18 protein-coding genes are annotated in these 20,522 nt (G+C 63.7%); 14 read left to right on the top strand and 4 right to left on the bottom strand.

Translation table 11 applies throughout. From position 1 onward, the window contains the following. The 6 genes from AC2FM5_RS14560 to phoB form a co-directional block, all read left to right on the top strand. On the top strand, nt 1-634 hold a 634-nt coding region (locus AC2FM5_RS14560; protein ID WP_496736444.1), incomplete at its 5' end, for a substrate-binding domain-containing protein. Between the two features lie 66 nt (nt 635-700). Next, nucleotides 701-2,077 carry a phosphate ABC transporter permease subunit PstC gene (pstC, locus tag AC2FM5_RS14555; RefSeq protein ID WP_170407723.1) on the top strand — a complete coding sequence of 459 codons (1,377 nt, stop codon included), beginning with the start codon at nt 701-703 and terminating at the stop codon, nt 2,075-2,077. 11 nt (nt 2,078-2,088) lie between these two features. Beyond that, a complete protein-coding gene (gene pstA, locus AC2FM5_RS14550; RefSeq protein WP_170341579.1) occupies nt 2,089-3,393 on the top strand; it encodes a phosphate ABC transporter permease PstA in 1,305 nt (434 codons plus the stop codon). 19 nt (nt 3,394-3,412) lie between these two features. After that, entirely contained in the window at nt 3,413-4,210 is a 798-nt protein-coding gene (gene pstB, locus AC2FM5_RS14545; protein ID WP_093963750.1) for a phosphate ABC transporter ATP-binding protein PstB, read from the top strand. After that, entirely contained in the window at nt 4,207-4,935 is a 729-nt protein-coding gene (gene phoU / locus AC2FM5_RS14540) for a phosphate signaling complex protein PhoU (RefSeq protein ID WP_496736440.1), read from the top strand. The genes pstB and phoU overlap by 4 nt, the downstream gene beginning before the upstream one ends. Beyond that, entirely contained in the window at nt 4,935-5,618 is a 684-nt protein-coding gene (gene phoB, locus AC2FM5_RS14535; protein ID WP_170341606.1) for a phosphate regulon transcriptional regulator PhoB, read from the top strand. The genes phoU and phoB overlap by 1 nt, the downstream gene beginning before the upstream one ends. Here phoB and AC2FM5_RS14530 read toward each other — a convergent pair. The 3 genes from AC2FM5_RS14530 to AC2FM5_RS14520 form a co-directional block, all read right to left on the bottom strand. Beyond that, complete coding sequence (locus AC2FM5_RS14530; RefSeq protein WP_170391529.1) at nt 5,603-6,886, bottom strand: O-antigen ligase domain-containing protein; 1,284 nt, start codon at nt 6,884-6,886, stop codon at nt 5,603-5,605. The genes phoB and AC2FM5_RS14530 overlap by 16 nt on opposite strands. Further along, complete coding sequence (locus AC2FM5_RS14525; RefSeq protein ID WP_496736437.1) at nt 6,883-8,364, bottom strand: GumC family protein; 1,482 nt, start codon at nt 8,362-8,364, stop codon at nt 6,883-6,885. Before AC2FM5_RS14525 ends, AC2FM5_RS14530 begins: the two co-directional genes overlap by 4 nt. Before the next feature lie 115 nt (nt 8,365-8,479). Then, complete coding sequence (locus AC2FM5_RS14520; protein ID WP_496736435.1) at nt 8,480-9,094, bottom strand: response regulator transcription factor; 615 nt, start codon at nt 9,092-9,094, stop codon at nt 8,480-8,482. A gap of 253 nt (nt 9,095-9,347) precedes the next feature. Between AC2FM5_RS14520 and AC2FM5_RS14515 the strand changes: the two genes are divergently transcribed. The 4 genes from AC2FM5_RS14515 to AC2FM5_RS14500 all read left to right on the top strand — a co-directional run bounded on the left by AC2FM5_RS14515 (nt 9,348) and on the right by AC2FM5_RS14500 (nt 14,851). Beyond that, the gene (locus AC2FM5_RS14515) at nt 9,348-10,721 is read left to right on the top strand and encodes a WecB/TagA/CpsF family glycosyltransferase (RefSeq protein WP_496736432.1); all 1,374 of its coding nucleotides are present in this window, start codon (nt 9,348-9,350) and stop codon (nt 10,719-10,721) included. 21 nt (nt 10,722-10,742) lie between these two features. Further along, nucleotides 10,743-11,630 (top strand): UTP--glucose-1-phosphate uridylyltransferase, encoded by an 888-nt coding sequence (locus AC2FM5_RS14510; protein WP_496736430.1) that lies wholly within the window; start codon nt 10,743-10,745, stop codon nt 11,628-11,630. 100 nt (nt 11,631-11,730) lie between these two features. Continuing rightward, on the top strand, nt 11,731-12,231 hold the full coding sequence (locus tag AC2FM5_RS14505) for a putative pterin-binding protein (protein ID WP_496736428.1): 501 nt from the start codon (nt 11,731-11,733) through the stop codon (nt 12,229-12,231). A 61-nt stretch (nt 12,232-12,292) separates the two neighbouring features. Next, nucleotides 12,293-14,851 (top strand): hybrid sensor histidine kinase/response regulator, encoded by a 2,559-nt coding sequence (locus AC2FM5_RS14500; protein ID WP_496736425.1) that lies wholly within the window; start codon nt 12,293-12,295, stop codon nt 14,849-14,851. Here AC2FM5_RS14500 and AC2FM5_RS14495 read toward each other — a convergent pair. Next, nucleotides 14,841-16,070: a polysaccharide biosynthesis/export family protein gene (locus AC2FM5_RS14495; RefSeq protein ID WP_496736423.1), complete on the bottom strand. Its 1,230-nt coding sequence runs from the start codon at nt 16,068-16,070 to the stop codon at nt 14,841-14,843. The genes AC2FM5_RS14500 and AC2FM5_RS14495 overlap by 11 nt on opposite strands. Nucleotides 16,071-16,265: 195 nt before the next feature. Here AC2FM5_RS14495 and AC2FM5_RS14490 point away from each other — a divergent pair, with 195 nt between their 5' ends. The 4 genes from AC2FM5_RS14490 to AC2FM5_RS14475 are packed head-to-tail and all read left to right on the top strand — an operon-like array spanning nt 16,266 to nt 20,426. Then, on the top strand, nt 16,266-17,504 hold the full coding sequence (locus tag AC2FM5_RS14490; RefSeq protein ID WP_496736421.1) for an oligosaccharide flippase family protein: 1,239 nt from the start codon (nt 16,266-16,268) through the stop codon (nt 17,502-17,504). After that, nucleotides 17,501-18,421 carry a glycosyltransferase family 2 protein gene (locus tag AC2FM5_RS14485; RefSeq protein WP_496736418.1) on the top strand — a complete coding sequence of 307 codons (921 nt, stop codon included), beginning with the start codon at nt 17,501-17,503 and terminating at the stop codon, nt 18,419-18,421. Before AC2FM5_RS14490 ends, AC2FM5_RS14485 begins: the two co-directional genes overlap by 4 nt. 20 nt (nt 18,422-18,441) lie before the next feature. After that, nucleotides 18,442-19,428, top strand: a complete 987-nt coding sequence (locus tag AC2FM5_RS14480) for a glycosyltransferase family 2 protein (protein ID WP_496736416.1) — start codon at nt 18,442-18,444, stop codon at nt 19,426-19,428. Nucleotides 19,429-19,442: 14 nt separating this feature from the next. Further along, nucleotides 19,443-20,426, top strand: coding sequence for a glycosyltransferase family 4 protein (locus tag AC2FM5_RS14475; protein ID WP_496736414.1), 984 nt, complete (start codon nt 19,443-19,445; stop codon nt 20,424-20,426). The last annotated feature ends 96 nt before the right edge of the window (nt 20,427-20,522 follow it).

The following is a 20,522-nucleotide window of genomic DNA, read 5'->3' as shown; positions in this document are numbered from 1 at the left end:
TCTCGGCGCCCAGGTGCCGGTTGATGGCGAGTGGAAGGACAACCCGTACAAGACCTGGAACGAAATCAACCCCGACCTGCCGGCCGTGGAAATCCTGGCTTATGGACCGCCGCCGACCTCGGGCACCCGCGACGCGTTCGTCGAGCTGGCCATGCATGAAGGCTGCAAAGAGCTGGACTTCGTCAAGAGCGGTGACTTCGACAAGAAATGGGTCAAGGAAAACTGCTCGCGCATGCGTACCGACGGACCCTTCGTCGAAGCGGGCGAGAATGACAACCTGATCGTTCAGCGCCTTGAGGCGGACCCGAACGCCGTGGGCATCTTCGGCTACTCGTTCCTGTACGAGAACCTGGACAAGCTGAAGCCGGTCACGATCGAAGGCGTCGAGCCGAATGCCGACACCATCGCCGACAAATCCTATCCGGTGTCCCGCCCGCTGTACTTCTATGTAAAGAATGCGCATCGCGGCGTGATCCCGAACCTGGACGAGTTCCTGGAAGAATACATGTCGGATGATGCTTTGGCATCCGACGGCTACCTGGCCGAACGTGGTCTGGTTGGCCTGTCCGACGAGCGCCGTGAAGAGCTGCAGGACGCAATTCTGGACGGCCAGAACATGGAACCCAAGTCGTAAGATTTGCAATTCACAGGGCTGTCCGGCCGCGAAACCGGGCAGCCCATTTTTGTGCCTGGGGGGCAGATGACTACTTTCGTGTTTGCGGCGCTGTTGGGCGTCAGTATCCTTGGATATTTGCTGAACAGACGGGCTGCGGCCGGTCTGCGCGCAGATGGGACGTCCCTGCACTCCCTGCCCGGCTATCACGGGCTGTTTTCTTTTCTGTCCACGCTGGTTCCAGTCTTTGTGCTGATCGTATTTTGGCTGATCTTGCAGGGGCCGGTGATCGACCATGTGGTCATGTCGGGCCTGCCTGCCGGCAGCCTTGACGGATTGGACACTGGCGGGCGCCAGCTGGTGCTGGCCGAGATCAAGTCGATCTCGCGCGGTCAGATTTTCGGCGAGCCGGAACAGTGGAAGACGGACGCAGCCCAGCGGTATCTTGAACTGCATCAGATGTCGGGATGGGTTCTGCTGTCGATCGTTGTCATTCTGTCACTGGCCATCGTGGCATTTGCCCGGTCGCGTGTCGGCGTCGAATTCCGCGCCCGCCACAGTGTGGAACGCATCGTTTCCGGCCTGATGATTTTCTGCTCGACCGTCGCCATCTTTACGACCGTCGGCATCATTGCCGCGCTGCTGTTCGAATCCATCCGCTTTTTCGAGATGGTGCCGATCACCGAGTTCTTCTTCGGCCTGAACTGGGAACCGCAGATTCCTCTGCGCGAGGACCAGATTGCGGCCGAAGGTGCCTTTGGCTGGCTTCCGGTCATCCTCGGCACGATCGTCATTACCGTGGTCGCGTTGTTCCTGGCGGTGCCGGTGGGCCTGTTGTCGGCCATCTATCTGAACGAATTCGCGCCCGACCGATTGCGGGCGGTGGCCAAGCCAGTGCTGGAGATTCTGGCCGGCGTGCCGACCGTGGTCTATGGCTTTTTCGCGATCCTGGTCGTGGCCCCGGCCATGCGCAGTTTCGGAGCATCGTTGGGCATCCCCGTGTCACCCAACACGGCGCTGGCCGCAGGCAGCGTGATGGGCATCATGCTGATCCCGTTCATCTCGTCCTTTACCGACGACGCCCTGTCAGCCGTGCCGAAATCGCTGCGCGACGGAGCGCTGGCTTTGGGGGCAACCCGGGCCGAGACGGTTCTGAACGTGCTGTTCCCCGCTGCCATTCCTGGCATCGTCGGTGGCATCCTGTTGGCCGTCAGCCGCGCGATCGGGGAAACCATGATCGTTGTGATGGCGGCGGGCCTGATCGCCTCGCTGACCATCAACCCGCTGGACAGCGTGACCACGGTGACCGTGCAGATCGTCACGCTTCTGATCGGCGACACCTCGTTCGACAACCCCAAGACGCTGGCAGCCTTTGCCTTGGGCATGATGCTGTTCGTCGTCACCCTGATCATCAACGTCTTCGCGCTGCGCATCGTGCGCAAGTACCGCGAAGCCTATGACTGAGGCCAAGAATCATGGCTGACCTGACTGCAGGACAAAACAACTCGCCCAAAGGCGGAGACACCGCCGACGCCGTGCGCGCCGGCCTAGCCCGCCGCAACCGCAAGCAGAAGATACTGCAGGGCCTTGGCCTGGGCGCGATTGGGTTTGCATTTCTGATGCTGTTCATCCTGGTGGCCTCGCTGGTGTCATCTGGATACCAGGCGTTCACCCAGACCAAGATCACGCTCGAGGTCTATGTCGACCCCGAGGAGATCGAGCCCGAAAAGCTGCCGAGGGGCGGTTTCAAGGACGTGTTGCAAGCCTCGCTGTCCGAGTTGCTGCCCGAGGTGGACACCAGCGATCGGGCTACCCGAAAGGCCCTGTCAGGCATTCTGTCCAACGGAGCGCAGTTTGATCTGCGCGACCGGGTGGTGGCCGACCCTGCGCTGATTGGTCAGACCATCACGATGACCGTGCCGGTATCTGACCCGTATGACCAGCTGAACAAGGGCACCATCGACCGCGACACGCCCGAACAGAACCGCCGCTTGAACGATGCCGAGATTGCGTGGTTCGATCAGCTCAAGGCCGAAGGCGTGATCAGCAAGCCGCTGAACACCGGCCTGGTCACCAATGCCGACAGCCGGTTCCCCGAACTGGCGGGCCTGAAGGGCGCGCTGATCGGGTCGTTCTGGGCGCTGTTCGTGTGTTTCGTGATTTCCTTCCCGCTGGGCATCGGCGCGGCGATCTACCTTGAGGAATTCGCGCCCAAGAACAAGGTCAGTGACTTCATCGAGGTCAACATCAACAACCTGGCCGCGGTGCCGTCGGTCGTTTTCGGCCTGTTGGCGCTGGCGGTGTTCATCGGCTGGTTCGGGCTGCCGCGCTCGGCCCCGTTCGTGGGTGGCATGACGCTGGCGCTGATGACCATGCCGACGATCATCATCGCCACCCGCGCGGCGCTGAAGGCCGTGCCGCCGTCGATCCGCGAGGCGGCCCTGGGCATCGGTGCGTCCAAGCACCAGGTGGTGTTCGGTCATGTGCTGCCGCTGGCGATGCCCGGCATCCTGACCGGTACGATCATCGGGCTGGCGCAGGCCTTGGGGGAAACTGCTCCGTTGCTGCTGATCGGGATGAACGCGTTCATCACCTCGGCCCCGGCTGGCCCGTTCGACAGTGCCACCGCCCTACCCACGCAGATCTTCATCTGGGCTGACAGCCCCGAGCGCGGCTTCGTCAGCCGGACCTCGGCCGCGATCCTGGTGCTGCTGGGGTTCCTGGTCACGATGAATGCAATCGCGATCTATCTTCGCAACAAATTCGAGCGCAGCTGGTAAGCGCAAAGGGGTCATCATGATGAACGACATGAGCAAGATCGAGCCGAGTACCGCCGTCGACGCCATCAAGATTCAGGCGAAGGGCGTCCAGGTCTTTTACGGCGACAACCAGGCAATCAAGGACGTATCCGTCGACATTCTCGACAAGACGGTAACCGCTTTCATCGGCCCGTCCGGATGCGGCAAGTCCACGTTCCTGCGCTGCCTGAACCGGATGAACGACACGATTGACGTCTGCAGGGTCGAAGGTGACATCCGGATCGACAACGAAGACATCTACGACAAACGGATCGACCCGGTGCAGCTGCGTGCCAAGGTGGGTATGGTGTTCCAGAAGCCGAACCCGTTCCCCAAGTCGATCTACGACAACGTAGCCTATGGTCCCCGGATCCACGGACTGGCCAGAACCAAAGCCGATCTGGATGAGATCGTTGAGAAATCCCTGCGCCGTGGGGCCATCTGGGATGAGGTGAAGGATCGCCTGCACGAGCCCGGCACCGGCCTGTCCGGTGGCCAGCAGCAACGCCTTTGCATCGCGCGCGCGGTTGCCACTGAACCCGAGGTCCTGTTGATGGACGAGCCGTGCTCGGCTTTGGATCCGATCGCGACCGCCCAGGTCGAGGAACTGATTGACGAGTTGAAGCTGAACTTCTCGGTGGTGATCGTCACGCACTCGATGCAGCAGGCGGCTCGGGTCAGCCAGAAAACGGCGTTCTTCCACCTCGGCAGCTTGGTGGAATACGGGGACACGGGGCACATCTTCACCAATCCCGAAGACCCGCGCACGGAATCCTACATCACCGGGAGAATCGGATGACCCAGGACGCCATGAAGGACAAGCACATCGTCCGATCTTTTGATCAGGAACTCGAGTCTGTTCAGGCGCATCTGATGCGCATGGGTGGGATGGTCGAGAGCTGCCTGTCGGACGCGATCCGGGCACTGTGCGACAAGGATGTCGAACTCGCCGCGCGCACCGTCAAGGCCGATCGCGCCATCGACGAGTTGGAAGAGATGGTCAAGAACGACAGCGCCAACATCATCGCGCGGCGCGCGCCTACGGCCATCGACCTGCGCGTGGTCCTGGCGACCTTCACCATCGCCAACCAGCTCGAGCGCAGTGGGGACCATGCAAAAAACATCGCCAAGCGTGCCGTGACCCTGGCGGACTCGGCGAGTTTGGACGAAGTCAAATCGGCCATAGCGCGTCAGGCCCAGCTGGTGCAGAGCATGATTGCGGATGCCCTGGATTGCTTCATCCAGCGGGACGCGGACAAGGCCCAGGCCATCCGTGAACGTGACGCTGATGTGGATGCGATGTACAATAACGTGTTTCGCGCTCTGCTGACCCATATGATGGAGAACCCGGGCAATATCACCCCGGGCATGCATCTGCATTTCGTGGCCAAAAACCTCGAGCGGATCGGCGATCATGCTACCGGGATCACGGAGCAGACCATCTACCTTGTCAGTGGGCAGTTGCCTGATGATGACCGCCCGCGCCTCGACAAGACACCAACGGAAACCACCGAGGTCCTGTGATGCCAACGCCATCGATCCTTGTCGTCGAAGACGAGCCCGCGCAGCGCGAGATCATCTGCTACAACCTCGAGGCCGAAGGCTTTGACGTGCGCCAGGCCGAAACCGGTGACGAGGCGCTGTTGCAGATCAAGGAAGTGCCGCCCGATCTGATCCTGCTGGACTGGATGCTGCCCGGCGTTTCCGGGATCGAAATTTGCCGCCAACTGAAGATGACGGCCGCGACCCGTGCCATTCCGGTGATCATGCTCTCGGCAAAATCCGAAGAGGTCGACAAGGTGCGCGGGCTGGAGACAGGTGCCGACGACTATGTCACCAAGCCCTATTCGGTGATCGAGCTGATGGCCCGAGTCAAATCCCAGTTCCGCCGGACCCGCCCCGCAGCCGTGGGCGAGCGGTTGGAATACGATGACATCGTCCTGGATGCCGAAACGCACCGCGTGACCCGCGCGGACGAGGACATCAAGCTGGGCCCGACAGAGTTCCGGCTGCTGTCGACCTTCATGGAAAAGCCAGGCCGGGTCTGGAGTCGCGAACAATTGCTCGACCGGGTCTGGGGGCGCGACATCTACGTGGATACCCGGACCGTCGACGTGCATATCGGGCGTTTACGCAAAGCTTTGACGGTGCGTGGGGGGGATGACCCGATCCGCACCGTACGCGGGGCCGGTTACGCGCTCGGCTGAGCACCGGTCCCTGCCATTTCGCGCAGATGGCACCCCAGCATCAGCAGCGCCGGCCAGAGCAGATAGGCCTCGATCTCGATGTTTTCGCCGAAGGTCAGCAGCAGCAGGGTCATCAGCAGGCCCAGCGGCAAGCGTCCACGCGCCGAGCGGACCGCGTCGGTGATCACTACGCCGAAATGCACGGCGAAGGGGACAATAAAAGCCACGAAGCCGGTGATGCCCTTGACGAACAGAAGCCCGTACCAGGTGTGGTGGCTTCCGATGGGCATGTACTCGACCAAATGCGCACCGGGCTTAACGGTTCCGTGACCAAACAGCACCGCGTCGGATTGCCAGCGCTCATAGGCGATGCGTTGCAGGGTTTCGCGCACGCGGGTGCTGTCGGCGCGGGCCGATTTGAAATTCTGCAGTGCCTGGTTGCCAAGATCGATCGCGGCGGCCCCCCACGCCGCGGACGCCGTCGCCACGGCCGACACCAGAAACCATCCGATGCTGCGCGCCACCAGCGGCAAAAGGCGTGGCCCCAGCGTGCAGGCCACCAGCCCGACCAGCCCCATGCGGGATTTCGACGCCAAGATCATGAGAATACCCGCGCTCAGCCCGACGGCCATCCATCCCCGGTGCCGTTCTTCGAGCGCGAACAGGACCATGCATACCCCCAGCAGGGCGGCAAATGGTGACCACGGCGCGAAGAACTGCCACCGGGGCGTCCAACTGGCCGGGTCGATTGTGTAGAGATAGACCGAGAAATACTCGGGGCCCGGCCCACCGACCGCCTTGAGCGGTGAGGTGAAGATCTGGCTGGGCAGGCCCAGATAAGGTGCAGCCAACAGCGGGGGCGCAAGGCACAGGGTCCACAGCCCCAGCTTGCACTGGCCTCGCACCAGAACCTCGCGCCGGATCGGCAGCACGGCCCCGGCCAGAATGAACAATGGAATAAGCGCCCAGCCCTTGGCCCAGCCGATCGAGGACTTGATGGTCTTGCCCAGCCCCAGCCCCCAATCCAGATGGCCGGCCCACAGTGCAAACAGCATCAACAACATGCCGGCCATCCACAGCCAAGCCAGCGCCGGAACCGGCCCCGTGGCCCGCAGCTCCGGACGAATCGCCGGCCCCAGATACAAAGCCAACACCGCCAACCCCGCCAGGGACCATCCCAGTACCGGCCCGACGACATAGAGCGCGCCGATGGCATAGAACGGCCATGTCCAGACCAGCGCGCGCCAGACAAGCCGCTCGGCCGGGTTCTGCGGCGCGGCCTGGCTCATGCCTTGTTCTCGCCTGCGTCTTTCAACAGCCGCGAGATCAGCGGGTTGCGGACCCATGCCAGCGTCAGCCCGATCAGAAGCATCAACGTGGCGGCAATCCCTGCCGCGATCGACAGCTTCTTGTTAGGTGAAGACGGCCGTTCCGGCAGCGACGGATTTTCCAGCACCTGGATCAGCGGGTACGAGGCGTAGACATCGGTCTTTTTCGATTCCGACCGGGCGATGGCCGAGGCAAAGACGGCTTCGGCCACGGCAAAATCCCTTTGGCGGTCTTCAAGTTCAGCCGCCATCGACGCCAGCGCGGACAGGCGCGCAGTTTCGGCCGCGACCTGTGCGGCGAGGGTTTTTACGTGCTTTTCCTGCCCCGCGCGCAGGGCGTTTTCGCGGACAAGCTCGCTCAGCAACTGCGCACGCTCTCCCTCGGGGGCGCGGTCCAGACCCGAGAGCTGCTCGACCGACAGGCCGGTCACCTCGGCCGCGCTTTGGACGGCAACCTTCCGTGCGCCTTCATATTCGTCCCGCGCTGCGCGATAGACCGGATGGCGCGGCCCGTAATTGGCATCGGCCTGCGCCAGCTTGGCCGCGCCGGCCGAAACATCCTTGAGCAATGACATGTATTGCGCGTCGGCGTACAGCTTCAGCGTGACCGCGGCGGCATCCGGCGGCAGATCAAGCGCGACCTCAAGCGCCGCGACCCGCTCGGCCTGCCGGGCCAGCGTGCTTTCCTCGGCCCGCAGCGTTTGGCGCGCGCGGTCATTCGCGGCCACCTGCTCACGGTATTGGGCGGCCGAGAGCAGCCCACTCTGCCGCTGCAACTGCTCGATCGCAGCGCGGGTTTCACGAACCGAGCGCTGATAGGCGTCGATTGCGCCGCTGTTGCTGGCCTCGCGCGTGGCGATCTCGTCCGCGCGCAAGGCGTCAATCTCGGCAAAGAACGCAGCGACAAGGGCATCGCCGTGGCGTTGCGCGTCCCCCGGGCTGGCGGCCTCCATTTCGATATGGATCAAGCTGGTCTGGTCCACCAGGCGGATGCGCGGCTTGCCGAACGCATCGCGCTCAGCCCCGACGGCGCGTGCGGCCGCATCCAGAATGCGATCGGCCGATAACAGCCGCTTGTAGGTTTCGGTGGGGCTGATCGACCCGTTGGCAAAGGCCGAATTGGCGTAGGACGAGGCCTGCCCGATATTGGCCAGATTGACCGAGGCCGACGCGCCCGACCCCGGCAGGATCAACGAGGCGTGGGATGCGTATTTGACCGGCGCGGTTGCCAGATACCCGCTGATCGGGGCCCAGATGCAGCTGGATCCCAGAAGAAACAACGCAACGTATCGCGGCAGCCGTCCCGCATCGGTCAGCCGCCCGCCCTTGAGAACGCGGCGCCATCCCAGCGACCGGATGTCCGTGCGGCTGATGCGCGCCCAGTCCCAAGGGCGGTTTGGCGCAAGCGTTTGTTGGTTGTCGGAAATCTGGTTCGGCATATCAAATCCTCTCTTACAGGATTGATATACGGATGCGGCTTGGGCTGTCCGCTGCGCAAGGGGTTAGGCCGGGGCGGGTTGGGACAGGCCCCCTATCCGAAAGGATGGGCGCGGGTCAGAACAGGCCCGCCTCGCGCGCGGCCATTGCGGCCTGGGTACGGTTGCTGACACCCACTTTGCGGTACAGCGTTTTCACATGCAGCTTGATCGTGGGCTCGGACAGGTCCAGATCGCGGGCGATCTCCTTGTTCGACTTGCCCTCGGTCAGACCTTTGAGGACCTGGCGTTCGCGCTCGGTCAGTTTCTTGGCCATCGGGTGCGCGTCGTTCGGCTGCTCGGCGCTCATGAAACCGACGGGCAGATATTGCTCACCCATGGCCATGAAACGGATGGCGTTTACCAGAGACTTGGCCGGCAGGGTCTTGGGCACGAACCCGGCTGCCCCCAGCTCGAGCGCACGTTCAGCCAGATCGCGCGAGGCATCGCCGGTGAACAGCGCCACATGCCGCGCGCGATCCATGCCAATGCAGGTTTCCAACCCGCTCAGCCCGTTCATGCCCGGCATGTTCAGATCCAGCAGAACCAGATCAAACGGACCTTCGGATTCGATCTTGGCCATTGCGGACGCAAAATCCGGCGCCGTGGTGGGCTCGATCCCGCCTGCGGCCTCGATGAAGGCGACGAGCGTGTCCAGAACCAGTTCGTGATCGTCGGCGATAAGAACTTTCATCAATGAACTCCATGTGCCTCCACCCAGACCTGAAAAGGTTAATAAACCATTGATGATTGGCGGTGAAGCCTACCGAACGGACAGGCAGATACCCGATTGGATAGGAGCAGCTGGTCGGATGTCCACGCGGTGCCGCATCCGGGCCGTGTCAGTCAGCCGATTTCTCCGCGCGCTCTCCCGATGCTCGTCTGTTGCGGTGCCGGCACAACGGGCAGGATCAGGGCATTAGTTCAGTTCATGTTCGGAGAGTTCCATGCACTTTCAAGCCGCTCACGCCCTTTTCGACGGCGCACACACCACGCCCGGCACCGCGCTGCCGATCACCAAAATCCTCGGGCAGCCGGTAGTGAATGCAGAATCCGGGCCGGTCATCACCACGCTTTTGGATGGTCACCGCCGGACCGTCTTTTTCCTGAACGCCCATTGCGCAAATGTCCGGGCAAAGAATGACCAATATCGAGCAGCCCTGACGCAAGCCGACCTCGTCCTGCCCGACGGGATCGGGGTCGAGCTTGCCGCCGCGATGCAGGGCGAACACCTGGCCGAGAACTTGAACGGAACCGACTTTGTCCCGCGCCTGGTCCGGCGCGCGGCCAAGCTGGGCCAGACGGTCTATCTGCTGGGCGGAACGCCCGGCACCGCACAGGCCGCGGCAGCGCGCCTGCAAGACATGGCGCCCGGCCTGAGGATTGCCGGTTGCCGCGACGGGTTTGGGGGCATCGAACGGACGGACGAAGCCTTGGACGAGATCAACCAGTCCGGCGCAGACATCCTGCTGGTGGCCATGGGCGTTCCGTTGCAAGAACTGTGGATTGCGCGGCACCGCGCACGGCTGAACCCGAACCTGGTGCTGGGTGTCGGCGCGTTGTTCGACTTTCTGGCGGGCAACGTCCGGCGGGCGCCCGGGATCGTACGGCGGGTTCGGATGGAATGGGCGTGGCGGTTGGCGATGGAGCCACGCCGCATGGCCCGCCGCTATCTGATCGGAAATTTCGAATTTCTGGGACGGTGCGTCGCCCAGGTTCTTGGCGGGCTGACGCCCAGCCGTATTCTTGACCTGACCGTCGCGCTGGCGGCCATGACGGTTCTGGCCCTGCCGATGCTGGCCATTGCCGCCTTTGTCCGGCTGGACAGCCGCGGCCCGGCCCTGTTCCGGCAGACACGGGTGGGAAGGAACGGGGTGCCTTTCACCGTCTACAAGTTCCGCTCGATGACCACAGACGCCGAAGCGCAAAGGGCAAGCCTCCTGGCGCAGTCCGACCGCGCAGGCGTGTGCTTCAAGGCCCGTCACGATCCGCGTGTCACACGGGTGGGCAAGGTTCTGCGCCGCTTTTCGCTGGATGAGCTGCCGCAGATCCTCAACGTGTTGAAGGGCGACATGTCGATCGTCGGACCGCGGCCTGCCCTGCCCGAGGAGGTCGCCAAATACCCGCCCCGCGCGCTTGAACGCTTGGCCGTCCGCCCCGGGATCACCGGCCTCTGGCAGGTGTCGGGCCGGGCTGCCATCGACTTTGACCGGATGATCGACCTGGACACGGCCTATGTGCGGTCCCGCTCGGCCCTTCTGGATCTGATGCTGATTGCCATGACCGTGCGGGCCGTCGTGTCCGGCCGCGGCGCCTACTGAGAAAACCCAAGGAGAATTGATATGACCGAGATTCGCAAAGCCGTCTTTCCTGTCGCCGGACTGGGCACAAGGTTTCTGCCCGCGACCAAGACCGTGGCCAAGGAAATGCTGCCCCTGATCGACCGCCCGCTGATCCAATATGCCGTCGACGAGGCGCGCGCGGCCGGGATTGAAGAATTCATCTTCATCACGTCACCCGAGAAAACCGCGCTTGAGGCCTATTTCGGGCGGAATACGGCGCTTGAACGCAAGTTGCAGGAAGGTGGCAAGACCGAGCTGTTGAACAACCTGCGCTGCGCCGATCTGGAGGATGGCAAATACTGCTTTGTCCGGCAGGACGCGCCCCGTGGATTGGGCCATGCCGTGTCGCTGGCGCGCGAGTGCGTGGGCAATGAGCCGTTTGCGGTGATCCTGCCCGATGACGTCATCAGCGCCCGACGCCCGGCCCTGTCACAGATGGTCCAAAGCTATTGTGACCAAAGCGGCCACATGGTTGCGACCCAATCCGTGCCGTCCGACAGGATCGGGTCCTACGGGGTGGTCGATATCGCCCTGCAGGCCGGCCGTGTGCAAAAGCTGCGCGGCCTGGTCGAAAAGCCCAGCCCCGCGCAGGCGCCATCGAACTACGGCATCGTCGGGCGGTATATCCTGCAGCCGTCGATCTTTGATCGTCTGGCCGGCCAGGCACCGGGTGCCGGAAATGAAATCCAGCTGACCGACGCCATCGCTGCGGATATCGAAACCGCTGGCTGCTTGGGCTACGCCTTCGCGGGTGAACGTTTCGACTGCGGCTCGGTTGCCGGATATCTTGAGGCCACCGCGGTTTTTGCCCTGCAGCGGTCAGAGCTGCGCGAAGGGTTTGAACGGATCATGGCACAGCGCATGGGCCACCTGCGCCCGGCCGCGTAACGGCGGGCACCTATCCGTTCGGATAGGTGCTTATCCCGATGCCCGTCTGTTGCCCGGTCACGCTTTCTGATCTTTTGCAATTGGACACGAGGAGAATGACATGCGGATTTTATTTGCAGCCCTGGCAATGGTTCTGACCTTGGGCCAGGCACAGGCTCAGGATCTGGCCGAACCCGCCGGAGAGGTGGTTCTGACGATCACCGGCAACCTGACCCAGTCCGGAGCCGAGGATGGTGCGCGGTTCGACATGGACATGTTGAAAGCCTTGCCCGCACGGACATTTGCGACCTCGACGATCTGGACCGAAGGTGAAAACACCTTTGTCGGCGTGCCCTTGTCGGTGGTGTTACAAGCAGTCGGTGCCGATGGAAGCATGATCCGCGCCACGGCGATCAACGACTATGCGGTCGAAATCCCCATGGACTCGGTCACCGAAAGCGACCCGATTGTGGCCTATGAGATGGACGGCGCCGAGATGTCGCGTCGGCAGAAGGGCCCGCTGTGGATCGTCTACCCCTATGACAGCGACCCGAAATACCAGACCGAGGTGACCTATTCGCGCAGCATCTGGCAACTCGATCGTCTTGAGGTCGTTAAATAGCTTGCAACCGGAATGAGTGCAGTAATGAGTAAAGCGCAGTGAACAATCGATGAGGCTCGGATTGAGCGATACCGATACGCAGGTTTTGCGCCGCCGATGGGTCTTCGGGCTCATCGGCTTCGGCGTTTTGTTGGGTCTGGTCACGGTGGCGTGGCTGTCGGCGCAGGTGTTTACCGATTTCAACGACCGGCGAGCGGCGCCTTCGGACAATGTCCAATGGACGCTGTCGCAGGTCGAGGTCGACTATCTGTCCTACCTGAATGCTCTGGAAACCGCGTCGGCGGCGCAGGACGCGGAGAATGGCACGTTGGATCTGGTGCGCCGGCGGTTCGATCTGTTTTACAGCCGTGTCGATACGCTGGCCCAATCCCGCGTGTTCCAGCCTTTGCGCCAGGATGACCGGTTCCGCCTGCCGTTGGAGCGGGTGACCCGGCACCTGAACGCCGCGATCCCCTTGATCGACGCGCCGGATGCGGAGCTGTCCGAAAAACTGGACGATCTGAAACGCGCCGCCCTTGAGATCGGTCCGCATGTCCGCACGTTGGCCGTTTCGGGCATCTCGTATTTTGCCACCGAGTCGGACCAGCAGCGCATCCAGACGGCGGCAAACCTGCTGCGGCTGGCGATTCTGTCGGGGGCCTTGCTTCTGACCCTGGGCGCCGTCAGCGCCTATCTTCTGGTGGTCAACCGACGCGCCACGCGGCGCGGCCGGGCCCTGCGGCAGGCGAATGAACGGATGAATACGATCCTCTCCACCTCGTTGGACGGGGTGATCGTGGTCGATGCCAAGGGCGACGTGATCGAGTTCAACCCAGCCGCCGAGGCAATATTCGGCTATACGGCGGATCAGGCCCGGGGGCGCTCGATCGGTGACCTGATCGTGCCGCCGCATCTGCGTGAGGCACATCGCGCCGGCATGGTGCGCATGCAGTCTGGTGGAGAACGTCATGTCGTCGGCAAAGGCCGTGTCCAGTTGGAAGCGATGCGCGCGGATGGCGAGCAGTTCCCGGTCGAACTGGCGCTGCAATCGGCCCGGGCAGGCGATCAGGAAATCGTCATCGGCTTTGTCCGCGACATCTCGCAGCAGGTGGCGGCGCAGCAGGAACTGATCCATGCCCGCGACCAGGCCCTTGCCGGCGAAAAGGCCAAGGCCGATTTCCTGACCGTGATGAGCCACGAGATCCGCACGCCGCTGAACGGGCTGCTGGGCAACCTCACGCTGCTGAAAAACACCCGCACGACCCGGGAACAGGCACGGTTTGTCGAGAACATGGAAATCTCGGGCCAGATCCTCCTGAGCCACGTCGACACCGTTCTGGACATCGCCCGGTTCGAGGCCGGGAAACTGTCGGTGGCGTTGCAGCCCTCGAACCTGAACGACATCCTGCAAGAGATTGTTGACGGTCAAAGCGGCAACGCTGCCTCGCGGGGGAACTCCATCTCGTGGCAGTGGGTGGGCGAGGCGCGCCCCTGTGTTGCCGCCGATGCCCAAAGGTTGCGGCAGATTCTTCTGAACCTTGTGGGCAATGCCATCAAGTTCACCGAAAACGGCCGGATCTCGATCGAGGTTGAAATGACCGAGCCTGGCGCCTCTGCCGGTGCCAACATCTTTGAATTCCGCATCATCGACACGGGTATCGGTATCGGCCCGGATGAGGTCGACGTCATCTTTGACGATTTTCACACCAGCGATCCAAGCATCGGTCGGGCCACCGGGGGCACCGGTCTGGGCCTGGGCATCGCACGTCGGTTTGCTCGGGCCATGGGCGGCGAGATCGGCGTTGAAAGCGCGCCCGGCGAGGGCAGCGTGTTCTGGGTTCGTCTGCCGCTGCAGGACGCGGAATTGGACGCCAACGTTGACGGCGACCAGCCAGACGTTCAGCACGCCCAGCCGTTGGACGTGCTGGTGGTCGAAGACAACGAGATCAACCGCGAAGTGATCTGCAACATGCTGAAACTGGACGGTCACCGGGTGACGGTTGCCGAGAACGGCCAACTGGGCGTGGACGCGGCGGCAGCGCATCGGTTCGACGTGATCCTGATGGATATCAGCATGCCGGTCATGGACGGTCCGACGGCCACGCGCCACATCCGCAGCGGGGGCGGGCCTTCGGCGGAGATACCGATCATTGCCGTTTCGGCCAACGTGCTGCCTGATGCGGTCGACGCGTTCCGCGCTGCCGGTATGACCGCCTTTGTCGGCAAGCCGATTGCCCTGGATGCCTTGCGCAAAGCCTTGTCGGTGGTCACCAACCCCGGAGCTTCGACCCGGTCCGAGGACGAAACGGATCATATCGGCGATCTGCGCGCCAGCCTCGGCGCCGACGTCTTTGACCGGTTGCTTGCCAAATACCTGTCCGAAGGGGATGCCGTCGTCGCTCAGCTTGCCCAGTTGGAGGCCGGTGAAGCAGATCTGGACCAGGTCGCGCAGGAGTGTCACAGGCTGGCGGGAAGCGCGGCGACCTTTGGTGCGATGGGGTTCCGCGATGCGCTGATTGCGATCGAGATGGCCGCAAAATCAGCAGAACGTCAGCAGGTCGCCCTTCTGTTGAACGGTCTGCCCGAGGTTTGGGAGCGGGCAAAGGCTGCGTTGCCCGCCCCCGGTGCGATCAAGGGATGAGCAGCGCGGCGGCCCCGACGATGCCCAGCGACCGGGCGATTTCGGTCACTCCGGTGACCTTGCTGTCGTAACAGGCCACGGCATCACCTGGCAGAACATAGGGGTCGAAGTCGTCACGGTCTCCGCGCCGCAGCAGCTTTTCGATATTGCGCTCGATCACGACCGAGGATCCGGTCACTGGGTTGCGCGTGAACAACACTGCGCTGCGGTTGGCGTTTGTCGTCTTCGACCCGCCGACGCAGTTGCTGTCGACCACGGCCTGCAGGAAACGGGTGCCATAAGGCACTTCACGCACGTCGCGCCCGATGGCGGATTCTGCATTGCCCGCGGCCGGTTGGGTCAGGTTCGACATGTATAGCGTCACGCCGGGCGGGCTGATCGGGCTGGGGCGCATCAGCGCGTCCTGGAAGCAGCCGCGGCTGTTGACCACGATCTGGTCGCCGGTCAGCAGCATGATGTCGGTCGGGTCCGATCCTTCGAACACGCCGCGCAGATCCATGCGATAGATGCGCCCCTGGCGGTGCAGTTCGACCGCTGACAGATCGGCATCCGGCCGCACCCCGCCCGCGGCCCGCAGCGCCACCGAAAGGTTGCGGCCCTCGGTCGAGGCCCCCAGCGCGCCCTGGCGCCGACGGTCAAGGGAGTCGCCCGGAACTCCGCCGATCTCGACCGAGTGCGGCTCGAACACCGCGCCGCGGACACCCACTGTCACTGAGGCGAAATCGCTGACTCGCACGGTCACGCGGGGTTCGGCGTCATAGAACTGGGCCGCAACCAGAACGCGGGCCACCTCTTGTTCGACTTGCTCGGTGGTGCGGCCCTGGGCGCGCACGGGCGGCAGGTAGGGCAGCTTGAGGTCTCCGTCACGCGAAACGACATAAGCGTCGCTCAGCAGGTCGTCCCCTTCGATGGTGATCTGGACCATGTCGTTGCGCGACATTTTCTCGCCCAGCAAGGGGCTGAGCGCCGGTTGCGACCATTTCGCATAGGTATTTGCGCCGTGATCGCCGGCCTGCGGCATGCAGGTCTGGCCGTTCATCGCGGCGGCCTGCAGCAATTGCGTATCGCCCCGCCGACGACCGGGTTCGCGATATTGCGCCTGATAACTTTCGCCGCGCGATACGGCTTCGATGTTGCGCGGGGTCTGCATGCTGCTGCACCCCAGCAGGGTTGAGGCGCTGACGGCCGTAATAAGGAAGGTCTTGAAATTCATGGTCATTTTCATCTCCTGATCTGTCACAGAAGATAAACCGCGCCGCGCGCCCTGCGTCAGTCCGGCATCGGGATGGCGGTTTGTCCCATTCGGATAGGTCCCTCTCCGAACGGTCCCCTGCCCCGTCCGACCGCGTCCGGGACACAGACCCTGGCCACCCGTACAACAGAACCAACAACTGTTTTTCGGGATAACGGCGTCATGACGCACAGCTTTGCACGATCAGGGTTCCTACAGCATCTTTTGGCCTACACCGCCTCCGAAGTGGCGGCCAAGGCGTCGCGCCTGGTCGTCGTGGTGGCCGTTGCCCGTACCCTCAGCCCCGAAGCGATCGGTCTGGCCGCAGCAGCTCTGGCGGCGGGCGACATCCTCAAGGCGCTGACCGAGAATGGGGTGAACCAGCGTATCATTCAGGCTCCGTCCGAGGAGTTGGCGCGGCGGTGCAACACGGCGCACCGCATCTTCTGGGTCTGGTGCGCGGGGCTGTGCCTGCTGCAACTGGCGGTCGCGGCGGCGCTGTTCATCATGGGCCACACCATGCTGGCGATGCTGCTGGCGGTGCTGGCCGGGGAATACCTGTTCATGCCGGCGGGCCTGGTTCAGGCCGCACTGGCAATGCGCGAGGGCAAGCTGCAGCAGACCGCCGCGATCGCCGGCGGGCAAGTCGTGGGGGCCAACGCCCTGACGGCGCTGCTGGCGGTGGTCTGGGCTTCGCCCCTGGCGCTGGTCCTTCCGCGCCTGCTGACTGCACCTGTCTGGCTGGTGCTGATGCGCCGCCTGCGTCGGTGGTCGCCTGATCGTCAGGCCGGGTTTGCAGCCTTGAAACCTTTCGTGGTCTACGGCTGGGCCGTTCTGGGCGTCGAACTGGTCAAGGTTCTGCGCCTGCAGGCAGACAAGCTGGTGGTGGGCGCGATGATGGGCGCAGAGGCGCTTGGCATCTATTTCATGGCTTTCAATGCGGGGCTTGGGCTGGCCACTTCGTTCACGCAAGCCTTCTCGGTCGTTCTGTTCCCGCATCTGTGCGCGGCCGAGGACAAGCATGGGGCGCTGCGCCACGGGCTGGGCCTGTCGCTGCTGATCCTGACGCCGCTGGTTTTGCTGCAGGCGGCGCTGGCCCCGGTCTATGTGCCGCTGCTTCTGGGACAGGGCTGGGCCGAGATCGCCCCGGTGGTGTCGGTTCTGTGCCTGGCGGCCCTGCCGACGGTGATCTGGTCGGCGGTCGCCGGATGGCTGCGGTCGGAAAACCGCCCCGTCACGGAATTGCGGGTCAGCACGGTTCTGGCCGTGGGCCTGATCGCCAACACGGCCCTGATGGCGCCGCTGGGCCTGTTGCCCGTCGCCGTCGGGTATGTCTGCACCTGCAGCGCCATCATGCTGGCCGCATCCTGGACGCTGCTGCCGCGGGGTTTTGCAATCACTCAGGAGGCGCGCGCCCAATGACCCGGTTTTCCATCATCGTTCCCTTCCACAATGACGCGGCAACCATTGCCGCCACCCTGAACAGCCTGCTGGGGCAGAGCTTTGCCGATTTCGAACTCATCTGCGTGGGCGACAAGCCCTCGCGCCAGACGACCGAAGCTGTCCGGCAATTCTGCGCGCGGGACACCCGGGTGCGGGTTGAGGCCAATCCTAATCGCGGTCCCAGCTCTGCGCGCAACCATGGTGCGGCAGTGGCCTCGGGCGACATCCTCGCGTTCTGCGACGCGGATGACCTGTGGGTCACCCACAAGCTGGCCCAACTGGACCGGTTGTTTGCGGATACCAGCATTGATGCGGCCTATGGCCAGATCGGGTTCTTTTCCGAAACCCCCGGCGATTGTCCGACGCGCTCGACGGTTCCCACCGATCCGCTGACCATTCCGGACCTGCTGGCGGAAAATGCGGTGTGCACGATGTCGAACCTTGCAGTGCGCCGCCAGGTGTTCGCTGCCGTCGGCGGGTTGAGCCCGGCAGCGGTCCACAACGAAGATCTCGAGCTGCTGATCCGCTTGGCGGGCGAAGGCCACGTGATCACCGGGGTTGATCGCCTGCAGGTCTGGTACCGGACCAGCGGCAGCGGTCTGTCTTCGGACCTCGAGGCGATGCGGGCCGGGCGCGCACGGGCGGTTGCAACGGCGGCCCGCTACGGCGTCGCGCCGTCGCCCGCGTCCGAGGCGATCTATTTGCGGTATCTGGCCCGGCGCGCGCTACGTCTGGGCGCGGAACCGTCGATGGCCCGCGCCTATGCCCGCGCCGGACTGGCGCTGAGCGCGCGCAGCTTTCTCAACCCAATCCGCCGCGGTGTACCCACTGCACTTGGCGCGGCACTGGCCCCCGCCCTGCCCCGCCCGATCCGTCAAGCGCTGTTTGCCCGCTGATCCCAACCAGGAGACCCAAAATGCCCCAGGCATCCATCATCGTTCCCGCCTACAACACCGCCGCGACCCTGGCCGAGACTCTGGCCTCGCTTCTGTCGCAGACCCATGATGATTTCGAAATCATCATCGTGGATGACGGCTCGCAGGACGAAACACCCGCCATTGCCCGCGCCCATGCGACCGACCCAAAAGTGCGGGTGATCCGGCAGGAAAACCGCGGCCTCGCCGGGGCGCGCAATACCGGCATCGCGGCCGCGCGGGGAGAGTTCGTTGGCTTTTGCGACGCCGACGATCTGTGGCTGCCCGAAAAGCTGGTCACCCATGTGCGCCACCTGCAGGCCGAACCCGACGTTGCGATCAGCTATTCCGGCAGTGCCATGGTCGACGAGGGTGGTCGGTTGATGCGCGTCCGCCAGTCGCCGCGCCTGCGGGACGTGACGGCGGCACATGTCCTGAAACGCAACCCGATCGGCAATGGATCAGCAGCGGTGATGCGCAAATCCGCCTTGCTCGATCTGGCCTACCGACCGGCGTTCGAAACCAAGCGCGACTGGGTCTTTGACGAAACCTTTCGTCAGTCCGAGGACATCGAATGCTGGCTGCGGCTGATGCTGACGACGGATTGGCAAATCGGAGGCGTACCGGGGTTGCTGACCCGCTACCGGATCCATGCGACGGGCCTGTCGGCGGCCTTGGACCGGCAGTTGCAGGCGTGGGAGCGGATGGTTGACAAGCTGCGTCCGCTGAACCCCGAATTTTTTGCCCGGCACGAGGCGGCGGCGCGCGCCTATCAGCTGCGCTATCTTGCGCGCCGCGCGGTCAGCAATCTGGATGCGCACAAGGCTTGGGAGCTTGCGCAGCGGTCGGTTTCAACCAGCGCCCGGCCCCTGATCGAAGAACCCGCCAAAACGCTGACCACCATCATCGCGGCTGCAGCCCTGCGCGCGGTCGGGCCGGCGCCTGTTGTTCAAGCCGGTCGCCTCATGCGCCGCCAGACTTCCATCTGAACCGAGGTTTCCAAATGTCCAAGATCACCGTTCTTCACCTTGTTGATGACACCACGGCCGGTGGGGTCATGCGTATGCTCGACCATCTTGCGCAGCTGCCCGAACTGGCCGATGAAGTCCACCAAGAGGTTCGCCCGGTCAAGCGGACCGCCTTCAGCTGGGGCAGTTTCGACGCGGATGTCATCGTGTGCCACATCGCCCCCGGCTGGCGTTGCCTGCCGGCTTTCTCGGCCTTGCGGGCGATGCATCCCACCACGCGGTTGGTGCATGTCGAACACAGCTATACTCGGTCTTTCACCGCCTTGAACGTGCCGCACAAGCGGCGGTTCTTTGCGATGCTGCGCGTGACCTATTCGTTGTTCGATCAGGTCATCGCCGTCAGCAGGGCGCAGGCCGGTTGGATGGCGGAACGTCGGTTGGCGCCCGCATCCAAGCTGAGCGTGATCTCGCCGCAGGTTGACCTGAGCGCAGTTGCGCGCGCAGCCGGGCCGGTCGAGGCGGCCCGGGTCATCGGTGCGATCGGACGGCTCGAGCCGCAGAAAGGCTTCGATCTGCTGATCGAAGGATTTCGCATGTGCCCCAACCCCGATGCACGGCTTGTGATCTTTGGTGAAGGCAGCCAGCGCGACCGCCTTGCAGCCTTGGCCGCAGGTGACCGGCGGATCGAGTTTCGGGGCCACGCCGACGACCCGGCCGAAGCCTATCGGGTCGTGGACGTGGTGGCGATGCCCTCGCGATGGGAGGCCTACGGGCTGGTGGCGGATGAGGCGCGCGCGGCGCGGCGTCCGGTCATCGTCAGCATGGTCGACGGTCTGCGTGACCGGATCGGGGCAAGCGGCGTGATCCCGTGCGGGTCCGATCCCAAGGCGTGGCGCAACTCGATCGAGGCGGTTCTGGCGGGTACGCCTCCGGTGGTTCCTGTCCTTGCGCCCAAGGCTGATAGATCCCGCTATGCACAGCGGTGGCAGCAGGTGTTCGACCCGGCCAAACGGTTGTGAGGGCGGCGTGGCCACGGCTACGGCAAGGGGCGCCACAAGAACCAGCGGCAATGTCCTGGCGGGTTTTGCGTGTGCGTGTTGGCCAGGCGACCAAAG

The sequence above is a fragment of the Ruegeria sp. BHSA162 genome, from assembly GCF_059613385.1.
The sequence above is the reverse complement of the archived record's forward strand: the minus strand, read 5'-3'. Positions and strand labels throughout refer to the sequence as shown.

Excerpts from the sequence above, each read along its gene's own strand:
- pstC (WP_170407723.1), top strand. The coding sequence starts at position 701 with ATGACTACTTTCGTGTTTGCGGCGCTGTTGGGCGTCAGTATCCTTGGA.
- pstA (WP_170341579.1), top strand. The coding sequence starts at position 2,089 with ATGGCTGACCTGACTGCAGGACAAAACAACTCGCCCAAAGGCGGAGAC.
- pstB (WP_093963750.1), top strand. The coding sequence starts at position 3,413 with ATGAACGACATGAGCAAGATCGAGCCGAGTACCGCCGTCGACGCCATC.
- phoU (WP_496736440.1), top strand. The coding sequence starts at position 4,207 with ATGACCCAGGACGCCATGAAGGACAAGCACATCGTCCGATCTTTTGAT.
- phoB (WP_170341606.1), top strand. The coding sequence starts at position 4,935 with ATGCCAACGCCATCGATCCTTGTCGTCGAAGACGAGCCCGCGCAGCGC.
- AC2FM5_RS14530 (WP_170391529.1), bottom strand. The coding sequence starts at position 6,886 with ATGAGCCAGGCCGCGCCGCAGAACCCGGCCGAGCGGCTTGTCTGGCGC.
- AC2FM5_RS14525 (WP_496736437.1), bottom strand. The coding sequence starts at position 8,364 with ATGCCGAACCAGATTTCCGACAACCAACAAACGCTTGCGCCAAACCGC.
- AC2FM5_RS14520 (WP_496736435.1), bottom strand. The coding sequence starts at position 9,094 with ATGAAAGTTCTTATCGCCGACGATCACGAACTGGTTCTGGACACGCTC.
- AC2FM5_RS14515 (WP_496736432.1), top strand. The coding sequence starts at position 9,348 with ATGCACTTTCAAGCCGCTCACGCCCTTTTCGACGGCGCACACACCACG.
- AC2FM5_RS14510 (WP_496736430.1), top strand. The coding sequence starts at position 10,743 with ATGACCGAGATTCGCAAAGCCGTCTTTCCTGTCGCCGGACTGGGCACA.
- AC2FM5_RS14505 (WP_496736428.1), top strand. The coding sequence starts at position 11,731 with ATGCGGATTTTATTTGCAGCCCTGGCAATGGTTCTGACCTTGGGCCAG.
- AC2FM5_RS14495 (WP_496736423.1), bottom strand. The coding sequence starts at position 16,070 with ATGACCATGAATTTCAAGACCTTCCTTATTACGGCCGTCAGCGCCTCA.
- AC2FM5_RS14490 (WP_496736421.1), top strand. The coding sequence starts at position 16,266 with ATGACGCACAGCTTTGCACGATCAGGGTTCCTACAGCATCTTTTGGCC.
- AC2FM5_RS14485 (WP_496736418.1), top strand. The coding sequence starts at position 17,501 with ATGACCCGGTTTTCCATCATCGTTCCCTTCCACAATGACGCGGCAACC.
- AC2FM5_RS14480 (WP_496736416.1), top strand. The coding sequence starts at position 18,442 with ATGCCCCAGGCATCCATCATCGTTCCCGCCTACAACACCGCCGCGACC.
- AC2FM5_RS14475 (WP_496736414.1), top strand. The coding sequence starts at position 19,443 with ATGTCCAAGATCACCGTTCTTCACCTTGTTGATGACACCACGGCCGGT.